Source organism: Bryobacter aggregatus MPL3 (assembly GCF_000702445.1).
Classification (GTDB): domain Bacteria; phylum Acidobacteriota; class Terriglobia; order Bryobacterales; family Bryobacteraceae; genus Bryobacter; species Bryobacter aggregatus.
The window spans coordinates 809245-824118 of the sequence record NZ_JNIF01000004.1 but is presented as its reverse complement, the minus strand read 5'-3'; the positions used below and the strand labels follow the sequence as shown (position 1 = coordinate 824118).

The window sequence follows — 14874 nt, the reverse complement described above, 5'->3', positions numbered from 1 at the left end:
ACACCTGGAGTCGAGGGAATATTCCCTCTATTTTTTTAGGGATAGAGAAATCTGCTGCCGGTAGCTGCGCGCCTTGGCTAGAATTTCCGCAGACCGCAGCGTCAGGGACTTCCCCTCTCGTACGATCGGCTGTCCATTCACAAAGACATCGCTCACGTCAGCAGCCTTTGAGGCGTAGACCAGAGTGGAATAGGGATCGAAACTGGGAACGGCATTCGGAACATCAGTACGGACGAAGACCGCGTCGGCCAGACGGCCGGCTTCAAGTGCGCCCAGCTGGTCTCCCATGCCGATCACCTGGGCGCCATGGAGTGTCGCCATCTCCAGTGCGGTGGTGGCAGGAAGCGCAACAGGATCCATAAGATGGACCTTTGCCAGCTTTGCAGCCAGATCCATCTCCTCCATCAGATTGAAATCGTTGTTGGAGCCGGCAGGTCCGTCGGTACCAAGGCCAACGTGAATTCCTGCGGCAAGTTGCGGCACTACTGGCGCAAAGCCACTGGCGAGCTTCATATTCGACGACGGGCAGTGTGCGATCCCCACTCGCTTGGCGGCGAGGGTCGCAATGTCTGACTCGTCCGTCCAGACGCAATGCGCCGCGACCGTGGTGCCATCGAAGATACCCCATTCGGCGAGAGTCTGAGTCGGACTCTTCGAATGCTGCTTCCTCATGTCGTCGTTCTCACGTTTGGTTTCTGAGACGTGGATGAGCAGAGGACGCTTGTACTGATTGGCAAGCTTGCGGCAAGCCTGCAGCGTTTCGCGCGTGTTCGTGTAGAGCGCGTGTGGAGCGATCGCCGGAATGATCAGAGGATCCTTCTCACAGCGCTTGAAGAAGGCTTCGGCCTGCGCGAGCGCATCGGCAGGCGTTTTGGCATCCGCCACCGGGAAGCCAATCACCGTTTGGCCGAGCACACCGCGCATGCCTGCCTGGCGCGTCGCCCGGGCCACATCGTCCTCAAAGTAGTACATGTCGGTGAAGGTGGTGGTGCCACCAAGCGACATTTCAAGACAGGCAAGCAAGGTGCCCCAATAGCAGAAGTCCGCGGAGACGTTCTTTGCTTCCGCAGGGAAGATATAGCTCTCCAGCCAGTCCTGCAGGCGCTTGTCGTCGGCAATGCCGCGCAACAGCGACATGGCCGCATGCGTGTGCGTATTGATCAGGCCAGGGATCAGAATGGAGTTCGGCCGGGCAACGCGCCTGGCGCCACGAAAGCGCTGTTCGATTTCCGCGCGAGGCCCGACCTCCACAATCTTGTTGCCTTCAATCGCGACGGCGCCGTCAGAAAGCACACGCCGCGCCTTGTCCATGGTCAGGACGGTGCCAGCACTCAGGATCCAGCGGGTGGGCGCAGCCGCCACCAGCGGCGCCGCCAGGGCGAGGCTAAAGGAGCGACGACTGATTGAATGGAAAGGGGAGGAGTTCACCAAAGCTATGACTGCTTTCAATTTCGTTGGCACCACAGAGGATCACTTCGACATCAGGATCGCAGAATTCAGCCATCACCTGACGGCACTGGCCGCAAGGGGGGGCCGGATTCGGAGCATCGGTCGCCACTGCAATGCGGCGGAACTTACGATGGCCATCTGAAACCGCCTTGGTTATCGCCACCCGCTCAGCGCACAAGGTTGCACCATAGCTGGCGTTCTCCACATTGCAACCCGTGTAGATTTCGCCATCAGCCGTCTCCACCGCACATCCCACCTTGAAGTGGGAGTAAGGTGCATAGGCGGCGCGCTGCGCCTGACGGGCCTGTTGCTGCAGAGTCATAGGCTGGGGATGATCGATTGCAGCAAGCGGATAAACTGCCCACGCACCTGATTGCCGGTCTCGATGACCTCTTCGTGATTGATCTTTTCCTTGGTGACACCAGCCGCCATGTTTGTGACACAAGAGATCCCAAGAACTTCGGCGCCCATGTGGTTGAGCGCGATCACCTCAGGTACCGTGGACATGCCCACCAGATCTGCGCCAATGATCCGCAGATAGCGGATCTCAGCGGGAGTCTCATAGCTGGGTCCAGCTAGTGCCGCATAGACGCCCTGGTGCAACGGAATCCCCAGGCGCTTTGCGTGCTCAAGAGCAAGAGCCCGAAACCGGGGCGCATAAGCGAAAGTCATGTCCGGGAAACGTGGCCCCAGCGAATCGTCATTTGGCCCACTCAGAGGATTGGCTCCCTGGAGATTGATGTGGTCCGTCATCAGAACCAGCGCGCCCCGGGAGAAGGATAGATTGATGCCACCCGCCGCGTTTGTCAGGATCACCTTGCGCGCACCCAATTGTGCAAGAACGCGCACCCCAAGAACTACTTTCTCGATCGGATGCCCTTCATAAAGATGAGCTCTCCCCGACATCACCGCAACTCTACGGCCTGCGACGGTTCCAAAAACCAATTTTCCCGCATGGCCCACAGCCGTCGATCGAGGCCAGCCGGGAATTTCTTCGTAGGGAATGACAACGGCATCTTCGACTTCCTCGGCAAACGGACCCAGTCCGGAGCCCAGGACGATTGCGACTTCCGGCAACGCAGAGAGCCGCGATTTCAGAGCAGCAATGGTTTCGGTCATAACAAGATTCCAGCAATGCAGGCGGACATGAAATTGGCCAGAGTCCCGGCCATCACCGCCTTGAGACCAAGACGGGCAATGTCTGAACTTCGTTTCGGCATCAGGGCTCCCATCCCTCCCACCTGGATGGCAATGGAGCTGAGATTCGCAAAACCACAGAGCGCAAAAGTGGCGATCGTGAAGGAGCGTGGATCGAGTTGATCCTTCACTTTGCCAAGTTCGATAAAGGCAACGAATTCGTTCAACACCAGACGCGTGCCGAGGAACTGCCCAATCGTCTGGCAATCATTCCAGGCCACGCCCAACAGCCAGGCAACCGGCGCAAAGACATATCCAAGCAGTTGTTGGAGTGTCGGCAAGCCAACCGCCCCCAGGCAGCCATTCACCAGCGCGATCAGGCTGAGAAAGGCGATGAGCATCGCCCCGATATTGAGCGCCAGCCTGAGGCCATCGCCCGCGCCGCGCGCTGCAGCATCGATGACATTGATGCCCGGCTTCTCCACTTCCAATTTGACATTGCCAGCCGTCTCGGGAGTGCCCGTCTCGGGAACGATCATTTTCGCCAACATGATCGTGGCAGGGGCGGTCATGATGACGGCGGTCAGCAGATGTTCGATCGAGACCCCGGCAAACTTCACATAAGCCGCCATCACTGCGCCAGAGACATGGGCCATACCGCTGGTCATGATCGTGAAAAGTTCGCTCTCGGTCAAATTCGGCAAAAAGGGTTTGATCGTAAGCGGAGCTTCCGTTTGCCCCATAAAAATTGAGGCCGCGACGTTCGTGGATTCAGCGCCAGAGCCGCCCATGGTGCGGCGCATCACCTGAGCCATGATGCGAATCACCACTTGCATCACACCGGCATAGTAAAGCACCGAGAAGAGGCTCGCAATAAAGATGACAATCGGCAAGACCTGAAAGGCAAAGATCACACCGAATTCAGGGCTCGCCTTTCCGAGCTTGTCGCCAAAAAGGAAGGCTGCTCCTTCCTCCGAATACTTCAGCAGCGCGTTCACGGCACCGGACGCAGCTTGGAACGCATGTCCCACTGGGGTTTTCAACACCAAAATGGCGAATCCAAATTGCAAACCGAGGCCCCAAAAGAGGAGCCTCGGTTTGATTGCGTCGCGTTTGGACGACACGAGATAGCAGAGAGCCAGGATGAGAACCAGGCCGAGCAGGCCAATCATAGGTTTTAGCCTACTACTTCAAGGAGGATCTCACGCTGCTCTGGAGGATTGGAAGAAATGCGGAAGCTGTCTTCCACGATTTCCGCCGCTTCTTCCAGGTTGTTTTCGCTGGTGTGATAGAGGCGGCAAAGAACGGCGCCTGCATCCACCTTCTGACCGACCTTCACCTCAAGGATGATGCCGACGGCATGATCGATGGTGTCGGTGATCTTGCTGCGGCCACCGCCGATGAGAACCACGGCCTTGCCGACGCCTTCGGCATCGATCGCACTGACATAGCCGGCGCGGGGGGTTACGATTTCGCGCATTCCGGTCGCATTCGGCAGCAGGTCGAAGCGATCAAGAACGGCCGGGTTTCCACCCTGGGCAATGATCACTTCCTTGAACTTCTTATAACCGGATCCATCGAGAAGCTTGGACTGCGCCAGCTCACGAGCGGCTTCAAGAGTCGGCGTGATCTTCGCGAGGAAGATCATGCGTGCGGCCAACTCCAGGCTCAGACGGGTGAGATCGATCGGACCGGAATTCTGCAGGGTCTGCGAGACTTCCATCACTTCGAGCGCGTTGCCGACCGCAAAGCCGAGAGGCTGATTCATGTCGGTGATCAGCGCCTGCACCTTCTTGTCCATCCGGCGTCCGATGCCAACCATGAGCTGAGCCAGACGACGAGCGTCGATCTGCTTCTTCATGAAGGCGCCAGCGCCTACTTTGACATCGAGAACCAGCGCATCGAGGCCGACGGCTAGCTTCTTCGACATGATCGAACTGGCAATCAACGGCACCGACTCGACAGTCGCCGTGACGTCGCGCAAGCTGTACAACTTGCCGTCCACCGGAGCGATTTCGTCGGTCTGGCCAATGAAGGCCAGCTTATGCTCAGTCAACTGGTTCTTGAACTGTTCGATGGTGAGATTGACGTTAAAGCCCGGGATGGACTCCAACTTGTCAAGCGTCCCGCCGGTATGCCCAAGCGAACGTCCACTGATCATCGGAACGACAACACCAGCCGCGGCTGCAATGGGCGCCGCAATCAGACTGGTTTTATCGCCGACACCACCCGTGGAGTGTTTGTCGACCTTGATTCCGGGGATGCTCGAGAGATCGAGCGTCTGACCGGAGGCCATCATGATCGCAGTGAGATGATCTGTTTCGGGCTCGGTAAGTCCTTTGAAATAGACGGCCATCAAAAAAGCGGCCATTTGGTAATCGGGAATTTCACCCCGGTTGTAGCCTTCGACGAAAAAGGCCAGCTCTTCTTGGCTTAGTTCTTCGCCGTCGCGCTTACGCTGTATAAGTTCGGGGACACGCATGACAATTTGCTAGATTAGCACAAATAGGCCACGCAAAGTAAAGGAAATAAAGGAATTCAGGCTTAGCCCGGAGAATCGCCGTGACAGAGCCGATCAAGGTGTGGTGGAATGAGTACGGCTTCATGGTGCAAGACAGAGTGGGAACGATGGACGAGGTCATACTTTCAGTACTGGCCCCGGCTGAGGTGGTTGCAGGAATCGCATGGCAGGGTTTGGAACCCGTCTTCGCAGATCTGGACCCGGAAACAATGAGTTTGACGACGCGGACGGTCACCAATCAGGTCACCGTCTACACAAAGGCGGTGCTCGTCACACCGAATGTGGGTGTATTGGGGAACTGGGAAACGCTCGGCGCGGTTACAGAGCCGCGCGGCATTTCGCTTCAAGTGGAAGGCGAAGGCATTCAGGGTAAGTGGGAACGCATTGCGCCCGGCGTCGAAGGCATGGGCGATGGCCTGCTTCGCATTGACCGGCAATTGATCTACGGCGGCGCCGAGGCTTTTGCAGAACTGCTTGGCGACTATCTGATCGATGCCAAGGCGCTTCCGGAATGGCGCGGCAAGGATCGGGACTACCCCGGCATGGCCAGTTTGAAATCAACCGCACTACGCGTTGCCGATTGGCGCACGCATCTGCAAACGATCAAGAAATGCGCAGTCTCTGGCGCGCGCCAGCAAAGCTTCCAATTCGATCTGTTGCCCAAGCCGGCAACCTCGGCACGCCCCGCAAAGCGCCGTGCCGTACGCGCCAGTCTCGCCGGTTAGGACGAGGCGCTGGCAACCGCGGCGGGTTCGAGCAGACGTACTTCCAGGCTCGCCCCGCCACAGGCACGATTGGCGGCAGAAATGGTGCCGCCATGCTGGTGAATGATTCCTTCAGAGACTGTAAGCCCTAAGCCGGTCCCTTTGGAATCAAGCCGCGTGGACACAAAGGCATCGAAGATCTCGGGCAAAACTTCCGGCGGAATTCCGGGGCCATTGTCTTCCACTTTGATCGAAAGAAAAGCGCTGCCCTCCCGCTTGAGATGCGCTGTCACAATCCGGATTTCCCCGCCCTGTTCCGGTACGGCCTGGAGCGCATTCCGAATGAGATTCAGGAAAACCTGGAGCAGCCGGTCCGCATTGCCCACCACGTAGTCTTCCAACTTTGTCTCGTTGTCGAAACGCACCCGGCTTGCTTTTTCTTCGATCGAAGCCATATGCCAGGCTTCCTCGATCAACTCCCTTAGGGCAATCGGTTCAGACTGCTCGCGGCGGACTCTCGAGAAGCCAACCAACGATTCTGAAATGCGCCGGAGACGCTGCGTCATCTTCAGCATCCGGGCCAGCCGCTCAGAGGCCTGAGCAGACTTACTCTCTTCCGCAAACTTCTCGATATAGCCCTGCAAGACCGCCAGCGGCGTATTCAACTCATGCGCGACCGAGGCCGAAAGTAAACCGAGGGAGGCAAGACGATCCTGCTCGAGCAGCTTGCGGCGAGCTGCATCAAGCTCCCCGTTCTGCTGCCGCAAACGAGTCACAATTTCATTGCGGGAGGACATGATCTGGCCGATCTCATCTTCCAGAATCTCCCGCACCGGAATCAGTTCCCGCTCCCGATTCTCATGGCGCGCCGCGGCATCCGCATCGAGAAAGAGTTGGATGGGCCGGTAAACATAAGCCGGCATAATGAGGAATTCCAAGACAAAGATCGCGGCCAGATACAAAACCCCCAGCACAAGCAAAAGCGTATACTTCGCTCGCGTCACCAGGCCGTCGTAGTAAAGCTCGGGAATGGTGATGGCACGAAACAGACCAGCAATCTTCGAGCGTTTGTAAATGGTGTCAGAAATACCGGGACTCACCCAGACGCGTGTCGGGTTCTCATCGAGAAACTCGATTGCCGCCTGCGGCATCGCCAAAGTGGCCGCATCGCCATGGCGATAGTTATAGGAACCCATCTGTTGCAAAGCCGGGATGCCCGCATCGTCATTGAAGAGCTGGGCCAGCAGCGTAAACTCGCGCTGTTTTGCACTCGCCACACGCTTCTCAAAAACAGGAATCACACTCAAATAGACAGCAACCGTCAGGATGAGAAAGAAAAGGTTGTGGAGGATCAGCAGCTTTGGACGAATCTTGAGATTGCCAAAGATCCGGAAGGCTTGACGGCCAAGCTGGCGCGGTGTTTCCTTAAAAGTGGCCATTCTGTTCGCGTCTCCTTCATTCTACTGAAACACCCAGGCGGCACTTGAGATCCACTACGATGGCCCCGCCGTTCCTCGTGGAATCAACGCCAAATCACTCAAAATCATCACAATATCGACATCCAAACACTTCATCGCCTCGTAGTCAAAGGCAAGTCCGGATCGAGCTGAGAAAGGAGGAACACCTTTCGACACTCCCTGGACCGCTGAATTCAGGAGCCAAAGAAGTGTATGAAGTATCTCAATCCCATTGTCTTGCTTTCTCTCAGTTCGGGCTTATTGCCTGCACAATCGACAACGCCAGCAGTTACCACCACCTCAGTTGCGAATTATCGAATGATCGTCGCCCCAGACTCCGTGGCAGCAGCCTGGGGCAGTAATTTCTCCACCGCCACTACGGCCGCCAGTGGTTCTGATCTGGGTTCAAGCGGATCTCTGCCTACCACCCTCGGAGGCGTCAGACTCAACTTCACGGACAGTGCAAGCATCACCACCAACCCTGCTCTCTACTTAGTCTCACCGGGACAGATCAACTTTCTGGTGCCCGCCTCCTCTGCACTGGGCCGGGCAACAGTGAGCGTACTGAACGCGTCCAACCCTTCCGGTCCAGTGCTGGTTTCCAATGTCGCACCCGCCATCTTTACGGCTGATCTTTCCGGCACAGGTGTACCTGCGGCCCAGATTCTCCGGGTCACCGCCGCCGGGCAGGTGTCCTATGAGTCCCCCTTGCAAGGCGGTACCTCTGCCTCCTTGCCACGCAGTATTGACCTCTCGGCCAGGCCTTCGGACAAAGTCTACGTCATCCTTTACGGCACTGGCATTCGCCGACGTTCCCTCAACCCAGTGATTGCCACGACCAGCGAGATCGCCTTGCCGGTCCTCTTTGCCGGTTCGCAGCCCCAGTATCCTGGCCTCGATCAGATCAATCTTGGACCGCTCCCCCAATCCTTGGCGAGCTTAGGAACGGCAGACATCACCGTCACCGTGGATGGCGTTCCGGCTAACACTGTGCGGCTTGCCTTCCGCTAATTCATTGTCCAGGGCGCAATTCCAGCTGTTCCGATTCGCCTCAGCATCCACCCTTGATTTTGAACAGAATTCGTGACCAGGTCACGCAGGAAAATATCATGAATACCTCTCAGAAAGTCATTGTCGAGTCCATTCGCGAGAAGATCTCGGGACGCCGTTCTTTTGTGCGCCAGATGGGAATGGCCAGCGCCGGTTTGGGCGCTTTTCTCGCCACGGTAGAAACAGCCGATGCGCAAGTCACCGACGTCGATATTCTGCAGTTCGCCTTGAACCTCGAGTACCTCGAGGCCGAGTTCTACACCGTGGCGCGCACCGGCAAGACCATTGACCAGATGGGCGTCGGCATCACGGGCAGCGGCACGACCGGCGCCACCACCGGCGGCAAGCAGGTAACCTTCATCGAAGGCTCGACTCTCGCCAAGAGCGCCGATGAAATTGGCGCCGACGAGCGCGCCCACGTCACACTACTGCGCACGGCGCTGAGCGGCGCGGGGGTGATGCCGGTGGCCAAGCCAGCGATCAATCTGAACGCGCTCGGGGCAGGCTTTGGCAGCCAGGAAGAGTTCATTCTTCTGGCCCGCGCTTTTGAAGACGTTGGCGTATCGGCCTATGGCGCCGCGGCCCCGCTCATCAGCAGCAAAGCCTATCTGGGCGTCGCCGCCCGCATCCTGGCCGCCGAAGCCGAACACACCGGCAATCTGCGGCTGCACGCCACCCTGTATAACGTGAAGACGACGGCGCTCGATCCAGTGGACATTCTGCCTCCTCCTTCCGGCACACGTTTCATGTCGCTCGATGCCCAAGGACTCTCGGCAGTCCGGACTCCAGGCCAGGTGCTCTACATTGTCTATGGCGGCCAGCCCGGCGCCAAGACTGGAGCATTTTTCCCCGGCGGCATGAACGGCAATCTCAATACAGCGGACGCCACACCGGCCAAGCCTTAGTGGTTCTCTGATTGAGACAAGGAAACGCCGGTCTTCTGGAGGGCCGGCGTTTCTTTTAGTCCACCATCACTGCATCCACATAGCACCAGTACCAGCCATCTTCCACAGCACGCACGACGGGATGGCTTGTCGCGCGGAAGTGCTTGGTGGCATGTTGATTCTTCGAGCTGTCGCAACACCCGATGTGGCCACAGGCGGCACACTTGCGCAAGTGAATCCAAGTGTCACCGAGTGCGATACAACTCGCACAAGCCGCGTGATCCGGAATTTCAACTTCGGGCGTAGAGCGGAGATGAGCGCAAGGAGTAGGCATCTGTGCCCATCGTAGCGCTCTAGTGCGTGAGTTTCTTCCAGTCCTCTTCGTAGTAACGGACCAGCGACTGGTCGTTGAGGCGATTTGGCTCGGCGGGAATCGATTGCATATCGAGCGGGAAGTCGAACAGCGTGGACAGATTGGTCAGGGAAAGAAAGCGAAGCCCCGCCGGGAGTACAGAGGGAAACTCGTAGGCATGACGTCCGGCAATCACAAACCCCCATTCACCAAAGCTCGGGACATAGACATGATAAGGCTTGATCTGGTACTTGGCAGCCTTGAGCGTCTCGGCAATGCACCAGAACGATTGGCGCGCAAATAAGGGGCTGGTGCTCTGCACAACAAAAAATCCGGAGTCTGCAATGTGTTTGCCAAGCAGGCGATAAAAAGCTGTTGTGTAGAGCTTGCCGAGCGAAAAATTCGTAGGATCGGGAAAGTCGATGATAGCCGCATCGAAGACTTCTTTCGACTGGTCGAGCCACACGAAAGCATCCGCATTGATGACGCGCATGCGCTTGTCGGTCAAGGAACCGCCATTGAGCTGCTTCAAATAACTATGCGTCGCAAAAAGCTGGGTCATCTCGGGATCGAGATCGACGAGAGTCACTTGTTCAATGTTGGGGTACTTCAGAATCTCGCGCGCAGCCAGACCATCCCCACCGCCCAAAACCAGCACGCGCTTTGCGCCGGGCAGTGCCGCCAGGACAGGATGAACCAGACCTTCGTGATAGCGATACTCATCGTGCGAGGCGAACTGCAGATGCGAACTTAAAAATAGCCGCACGTCGTCCTTCCAGCGCGTGAGCACAATGCGCTGGTAACGGGTTTGTTTGCTCAGAATGATCTCGTCCGCATAGAGATTGTCATCTGCGGCGGCCATGACGCGGTCCGCAACAAAGAGCCCACCGGTTAAGGCAGCCAGAACAACCAACGCCGCGGCGCGCAGACCATTGTGACGTGGCAACTGTTCCCGGAAGAGCCAGGTGCTCCACAAGGCGACCGCGGCATTGACCATCCCGAAGAGAATCGCTCCCCGTACCAGACCGAGTTTCGGCACCAGCACCAGCGGGAATAACAATGACGCGCCAAGAGCGCCCAGATAGTCGAAGGTGAGGACATGCGACACCAGATCGCTAAACTGAAATCGCCCTTCGAGGATGCGCATCAGCAGCGGAATCTCGAGCCCGACCAGAATGCCCACCAGCACAACAAGGAGATAGAGGATGAGCTGAAACGCCTGCGTATAGGCGAAGGCGAGGAACAAAATCGAACTCGAGAAGCCTCCGATCAGGCCCACCATCAACTCGATCGTGATGAAGCGGGTGACCAGGCCTTTTCGAATGAAGCGGCTGAGCCAGCTCCCGATGCCCATCGCGAACAAGTAGCTGCCAATAACGGTCGAGAACTGCAGGATGCTGTCCCCCAGCAGATAGCTGGCAAGGGTACCGGCGATCAGTTCATAGATCAGCCCGCAGGCGGCAATCAGCAGTACAGAAAGAAAAAGCGCAAGAGCCATCAGGAACTGGCTTTAGTGAACCGCGGCAGCAATGATGATGCTCATGCCGAGGCTCATAAAGCCGACCATGACCGCAAGGGCAAGATTTTTGCCTTCGATGATTTCTTTCCACAGGTCGTATGGGGTGATCTTGTCCCAGATCATGAAGCTGGCTGTAAAGATAAAGATGCCAAACATCGCGTAGATGAAGGCGTTGACAAACGCTTCGATATGAAAGCCGCTCATGGAATTATTTTCCTCCGGTGTAGCGATGGTAGTTGGAATAGATCGAGCGATAGGAGCCCGGATTGTCGCGCACACTCCGCGGCACATTTCGAACCTCATCGCCCTGATTGAACACGTAGCCCTTGAATCCCAGATAAGTGGAAAACAGGGTCAACAAGAGGCCATAGCCTCCGTAAAACTTACTCATCATCATCCTCCCCGGCGGCCGCTGAACCCGTCGGATCTGCTTCGGCCCAACGCTTGGATTCAAACTGCGCGCGGCGAATTAAGGCATAGACCGGCGGAATCAACAAGAAGGGCCATGCGACGAAGAATGGCCAAAGAACAGGAACATCACGGAGCACTGTCAACTGGTAGTTCATCCGTTTCCCACCAAATACGGACGAGACAGCGGACTTCTCCATCTCCGGTTCCACGCGCAGATAGTAGCGGCCGCCCGGCACACCACCAATCCGCACCGAATCCTTGCGGTCCCCCTCCGACCAGCTTCCGTCGGAATCGGAACCGTGATAATAACTGACTTCCTTACCAAAATCATAGGCAGTGCCCGTCTCATCATTGATCAGCGCGAGCCCAAAGAAGGCCCAGTCATTCTCAAGATCAGTACGAATGTCGACTTCAACATTCTTGTTCCCGCCCGCCAACTGGAAGGTTTCGGTGACAAAGCTCGGCTCTCCACTGCCTGCCACGAAAGTATATTTTGACTCGAAAACTTTTTTATCCCCTGCCAGCACGTAGGTCACAATCATTGCGACCAAAAGCAAGGCGCTGAAGACAAACATCATCTTCCACATGCCGGCTGTAGAGCCGCTGGGATTCGGCTGATTCGAGTACACGCCCTTCACGGGAGGTGGCGTGGTCTTGAGCTGGAAGGCCTGCCAGATCTCACTCGCATTCACATAGCGGGACTGGCTCCAGGTGTATTCTCCCACCGTCCCTTCGCGAGATACGGAGCCCGGCGGGTCGATATAATCCGCAACCGCAACCGAATCGCCCACCTTCACCCGCCAAGGGAATTCCCCCAGCACGCCGACCGTCTTGGCATCGGCAGACTGGAAGAGCCGGTACTTGCGCCCATCGAGCCGCACTGCCGATTGCCCCATCGCAGAATCGGGCTGAGGCAAGCGCGATAGCGGCAAAATATCGTTCCAATGCCCGTCGTATTCCGAAAGATAGCGGAAGCCATAGAAGGGATTGTAGAGAACATACTCGTCCCAGGTGTAGCGTTGCCCATCGGCAAGAATCGCCCGCGTCTGGAAGCCAATCACTTCATAGAGTTTGCCCTCCAGCTTGCCACGAGAGCCAAGCGGGATCTTGGGCTGGAAGCGCTCGATGTTCTTCTGGAAGGTCTGGGCAATCTGGATCGCCGGATGCGACACGTCGAGTACAGCCATGCAATGCGTGCAGGTCGCATGCAAACTGGACCCCATCCCTCGCAACTCAACCGCGCCCCCGCAGTTCGGGCATTCAATCGCACGGATTTTGGGCTGTGGCCGTTCGGCGGGCATCTATTGCCAACCTTCGAAATGGCGCAAATTCTTGAGCTTCAACGCATCGAAGCTGAACGTGCGTCCCGCAAATAATACCGGCGGATTTTCGGTATAGTCGATAGTCAGAAACTTGTCGTCATAGCTACGCAAGTCGATAAAACGGCAGACGGTCTTGTCCCAGAATTGAAAGGGGAGTTCGCCTTCCACCGCCCGGTAGTTTGCACTGGTGATGGTCGCGACCGTATAGTAAGCGCCGCCAACATCAACCATCACACCGGGATCTAATTTTTGGCCATTGAGTGCCGGAACCCAAGGAATCTGCTTCGTCACCGCATACTCGAGTTGTGCGTCCGAAAGCCAGGCATTCTCTCCTGTATTGAAGACGATATGCCACTCATTCCAGCCGCCCTCGCTGTACTCGTAACAAATGCGGCCAATCACAACGAAAGGCTTATTCTCAACCACACCTTCTGAGCCGATCTGGATCGGACTGGGGTCCAGCGGGTAGTCCGAGACCTGCCCAACTTTGGTCAGATCGACATCCGTCCGCACCAGAATACTGCTGCAATAAGGACAGGTGGTCTGCACGGATTGCGACCAGCGGAAAACAACCGGCCCACCACATTGCGGGCAGTTCTGTGTCACCTGACTCATTCGCTGTAGGGTCTTTCGAGTTTGCGCACGCTGATTCTCGTCGCGCCCAGAATCGAATGCAGGGCCGCTTTGAAATCATACTCCGCTCTGGGCTTACAGCAAAATACATTCAAGCAGAGCGAGGAAAATTCCGGAAAAGTGTGACAGGCAAGATGGCTCTCGCTCAGCAGAAGCAATCCGGTCACCCCACCGCCACCCGCCGGAGAGCCCGGAAATTGATGCCACAACGCAGGCTGGACGGGATGGAGATCCATCCCGTCCACAAGCGCGGTGAAGAGCCGGTTTAAGGTTTCCGGATGAGCGAGACCGGCCGGGTTGCACCCGTGGGCCTCAATCACCCATTCGCAACCTGTCATTTAAGCTTCGGGCTGCTTGGTTCCACATTCGCCACAGAACTTTGCAGCGCGTGGAATCTTCGATCCACAGTTCATACAAAACTTCGTGTCCCCACCAACGGCGGCTGCAATACCGGCAGCAGCGGCAACAACCGGAGCGGCAGGAGGAGGAGGCGCTTGCGGAGGCGGAGCCTGCGGCTGCATCGCCTGATTGAAGGCGCCGGCCATTTGGCTGGCCATGCCCATTCCCGCCGTGAGACTCGCGCCGATGCCGGCAAGACCACCTTCGTTGGCGGCTGCAATCGGAATCGACTGCGCCGTCTTGTATTGCGTGTACTGGCCCATGTTGCCGATCATGTTCATACCGATGCGCTCGTCGAGCAGCTTCTGCAGTTCTTCCGGCAGGCTCAGGTTCTCAACAATCAAGGTGTCGAGCGTCAGGCCCAGAGCGGCAAACTCCGGCTGTAGCGTGGCCGCCATCGCCTTGCCCACTTCAATCTGGTTGGCGGCCATATCGAGAAATGGCACACCAGAGGAAGCAAAGGCGTTGGAGATATTCGCAATGATGTTGTTGCGAAGCTGGCCTTCAATCTCCGCCAGACGGTAGATGTCGCGGGTGCCGGACACCTTGCTATGAAAGGTCCGCGGATCGGAAACATGCCAGGAATAAATCCCGAAAGCACGCAACCGCACCATCCCGAAGTCCTTGTCACGAATCGTGACCGGTTGCGAAGTGCCCCAGCGCTGATTCGGCTGGGTCCGCGTGGAGAAGAAGTACACATCGCTCTTGAACGGCGAGGCGAACATCTTGTCCCAGTTCTTGAGGTTGGTCAGGATCGGGATCGTCTGGGTATTGAGAGTGTAGAGCCCAGGGCCAAAGATGTCGGCAACCTGCCCCTCGTTGACGAAGGCAGCCATCTGGCTTTCGCGAACTGTGAGCTTCGCGCCAGTCTGGATCTCCATATCCTGCATCGGGTAGCGATAGCTCAGGATGCCGTCTTCCGGCTCGACGTACTGTATGACGTCAATGAACTGCTTAACAGCAAAATTCTTTAGGTTATCGAGGATACTCATCACACCTCCAGCGGCTTCCCTGATCATAACGAAAACAATTGCCA

17 protein-coding genes are annotated in these 14874 nt (G+C 57.0%); 3 read left to right on the top strand and 14 right to left on the bottom strand.

The features are described from left to right. Positions 1 to 27: 27 nt before the first annotated feature. From M017_RS0123175 to M017_RS0123155, 5 genes are read right to left on the bottom strand one after another with little or no spacing between them, the layout of a single operon-like run. Positions 28 to 1428, bottom strand: a complete 1401-nt coding sequence (locus M017_RS0123175) for an amidohydrolase family protein (RefSeq protein WP_238326023.1) — start codon at positions 1426 to 1428, stop codon at positions 28 to 30. Then, a complete protein-coding gene (gene cdd / locus M017_RS0123170; protein ID WP_031500621.1) occupies positions 1385 to 1771 on the bottom strand; it encodes a cytidine deaminase in 387 nt (128 codons plus the stop codon). The genes M017_RS0123175 and cdd overlap by 44 nt, the downstream gene beginning before the upstream one ends. Beyond that, a complete protein-coding gene (locus tag M017_RS0123165; protein WP_031500620.1) occupies positions 1768 to 2568 on the bottom strand; it encodes a purine-nucleoside phosphorylase in 801 nt (266 codons plus the stop codon). The genes cdd and M017_RS0123165 overlap by 4 nt, the downstream gene beginning before the upstream one ends. Beyond that, positions 2565 to 3758, bottom strand: coding sequence for a NupC/NupG family nucleoside CNT transporter (locus M017_RS0123160; RefSeq protein WP_031500619.1), 1194 nt, complete (start codon positions 3756 to 3758; stop codon positions 2565 to 2567). Before M017_RS0123160 ends, M017_RS0123165 begins: the two co-directional genes overlap by 4 nt. Before the next feature lie 5 nt (positions 3759 to 3763). Continuing rightward, positions 3764 to 5068: a thymidine phosphorylase gene (locus M017_RS0123155; protein ID WP_031500618.1), complete on the bottom strand. Its 1305-nt coding sequence runs from the start codon at positions 5066 to 5068 to the stop codon at positions 3764 to 3766. 80 nt (positions 5069 to 5148) lie between these two features. Between M017_RS0123155 and M017_RS0123150 the strand changes: the two genes are divergently transcribed. Then, entirely contained in the window at positions 5149 to 5832 is a 684-nt protein-coding gene (locus tag M017_RS0123150; protein ID WP_031500617.1) for a DegT/DnrJ/EryC1/StrS family aminotransferase, read from the top strand. On the opposite strand, the gene M017_RS0123145 is transcribed toward M017_RS0123150, so the two are convergent. Further along, entirely contained in the window at positions 5829 to 7250 is a 1422-nt protein-coding gene (locus M017_RS0123145; RefSeq protein ID WP_031500616.1) for a sensor histidine kinase, read from the bottom strand. The two genes, M017_RS0123150 and M017_RS0123145, sit on opposite strands and share 4 nt — an antisense overlap. A gap of 231 nt (positions 7251 to 7481) precedes the next feature. On the opposite strand from M017_RS0123145, the gene M017_RS0123140 reads away from it, so the two are divergent. Together M017_RS0123140 and M017_RS0123135 are read left to right on the top strand one after the other, a co-directional pair. Further along, positions 7482 to 8279: a hypothetical protein gene (locus M017_RS0123140; RefSeq protein WP_031500615.1), complete on the top strand. Its 798-nt coding sequence runs from the start codon at positions 7482 to 7484 to the stop codon at positions 8277 to 8279. A 98-nt stretch (positions 8280 to 8377) separates the two neighbouring features. Further along, on the top strand, positions 8378 to 9223 hold the full coding sequence (locus M017_RS0123135; protein ID WP_035958796.1) for a ferritin-like domain-containing protein: 846 nt from the start codon (positions 8378 to 8380) through the stop codon (positions 9221 to 9223). 55 nt (positions 9224 to 9278) lie between these two features. On the opposite strand, the gene M017_RS0123130 is transcribed toward M017_RS0123135, so the two are convergent. From M017_RS0123130 to M017_RS0123095, 8 genes are read right to left on the bottom strand one after another with little or no spacing between them, the layout of a single operon-like run. After that, positions 9279 to 9536 carry a UBP-type zinc finger domain-containing protein gene (locus M017_RS0123130; RefSeq protein ID WP_031500613.1) on the bottom strand — a complete coding sequence of 86 codons (258 nt, stop codon included), beginning with the start codon at positions 9534 to 9536 and terminating at the stop codon, positions 9279 to 9281. 19 nt (positions 9537 to 9555) lie between these two features. Next, the gene (locus tag M017_RS0123125; RefSeq protein WP_031500612.1) at positions 9556 to 11052 is read right to left on the bottom strand and encodes a polyamine aminopropyltransferase; all 1497 of its coding nucleotides are present in this window, start codon (positions 11050 to 11052) and stop codon (positions 9556 to 9558) included. A gap of 12 nt (positions 11053 to 11064) precedes the next feature. Continuing rightward, positions 11065 to 11277 carry a DUF350 domain-containing protein gene (locus tag M017_RS0123120; protein ID WP_031500611.1) on the bottom strand — a complete coding sequence of 71 codons (213 nt, stop codon included), beginning with the start codon at positions 11275 to 11277 and terminating at the stop codon, positions 11065 to 11067. A gap of 4 nt (positions 11278 to 11281) precedes the next feature. Continuing rightward, positions 11282 to 11464: a hypothetical protein gene (locus M017_RS0123115; protein ID WP_155121584.1), complete on the bottom strand. Its 183-nt coding sequence runs from the start codon at positions 11462 to 11464 to the stop codon at positions 11282 to 11284. Next, on the bottom strand, positions 11457 to 12785 hold the full coding sequence (locus M017_RS0123110) for a DUF4178 domain-containing protein (RefSeq protein ID WP_031500609.1): 1329 nt from the start codon (positions 12783 to 12785) through the stop codon (positions 11457 to 11459). Before M017_RS0123110 ends, M017_RS0123115 begins: the two co-directional genes overlap by 8 nt. After that, on the bottom strand, positions 12786 to 13421 hold the full coding sequence (locus M017_RS0123105; protein ID WP_031500608.1) for a DUF4178 domain-containing protein: 636 nt from the start codon (positions 13419 to 13421) through the stop codon (positions 12786 to 12788). It lies immediately after the preceding gene. Further along, positions 13418 to 13777 (bottom strand): S-adenosylmethionine decarboxylase, encoded by a 360-nt coding sequence (locus M017_RS0123100; protein ID WP_031500607.1) that lies wholly within the window; start codon positions 13775 to 13777, stop codon positions 13418 to 13420. Before M017_RS0123100 ends, M017_RS0123105 begins: the two co-directional genes overlap by 4 nt. Then, complete coding sequence (locus tag M017_RS0123095; RefSeq protein ID WP_035958965.1) at positions 13778 to 14830, bottom strand: SPFH domain-containing protein; 1053 nt, start codon at positions 14828 to 14830, stop codon at positions 13778 to 13780. Positions 14831 to 14874 lie beyond the last annotated feature (44 nt).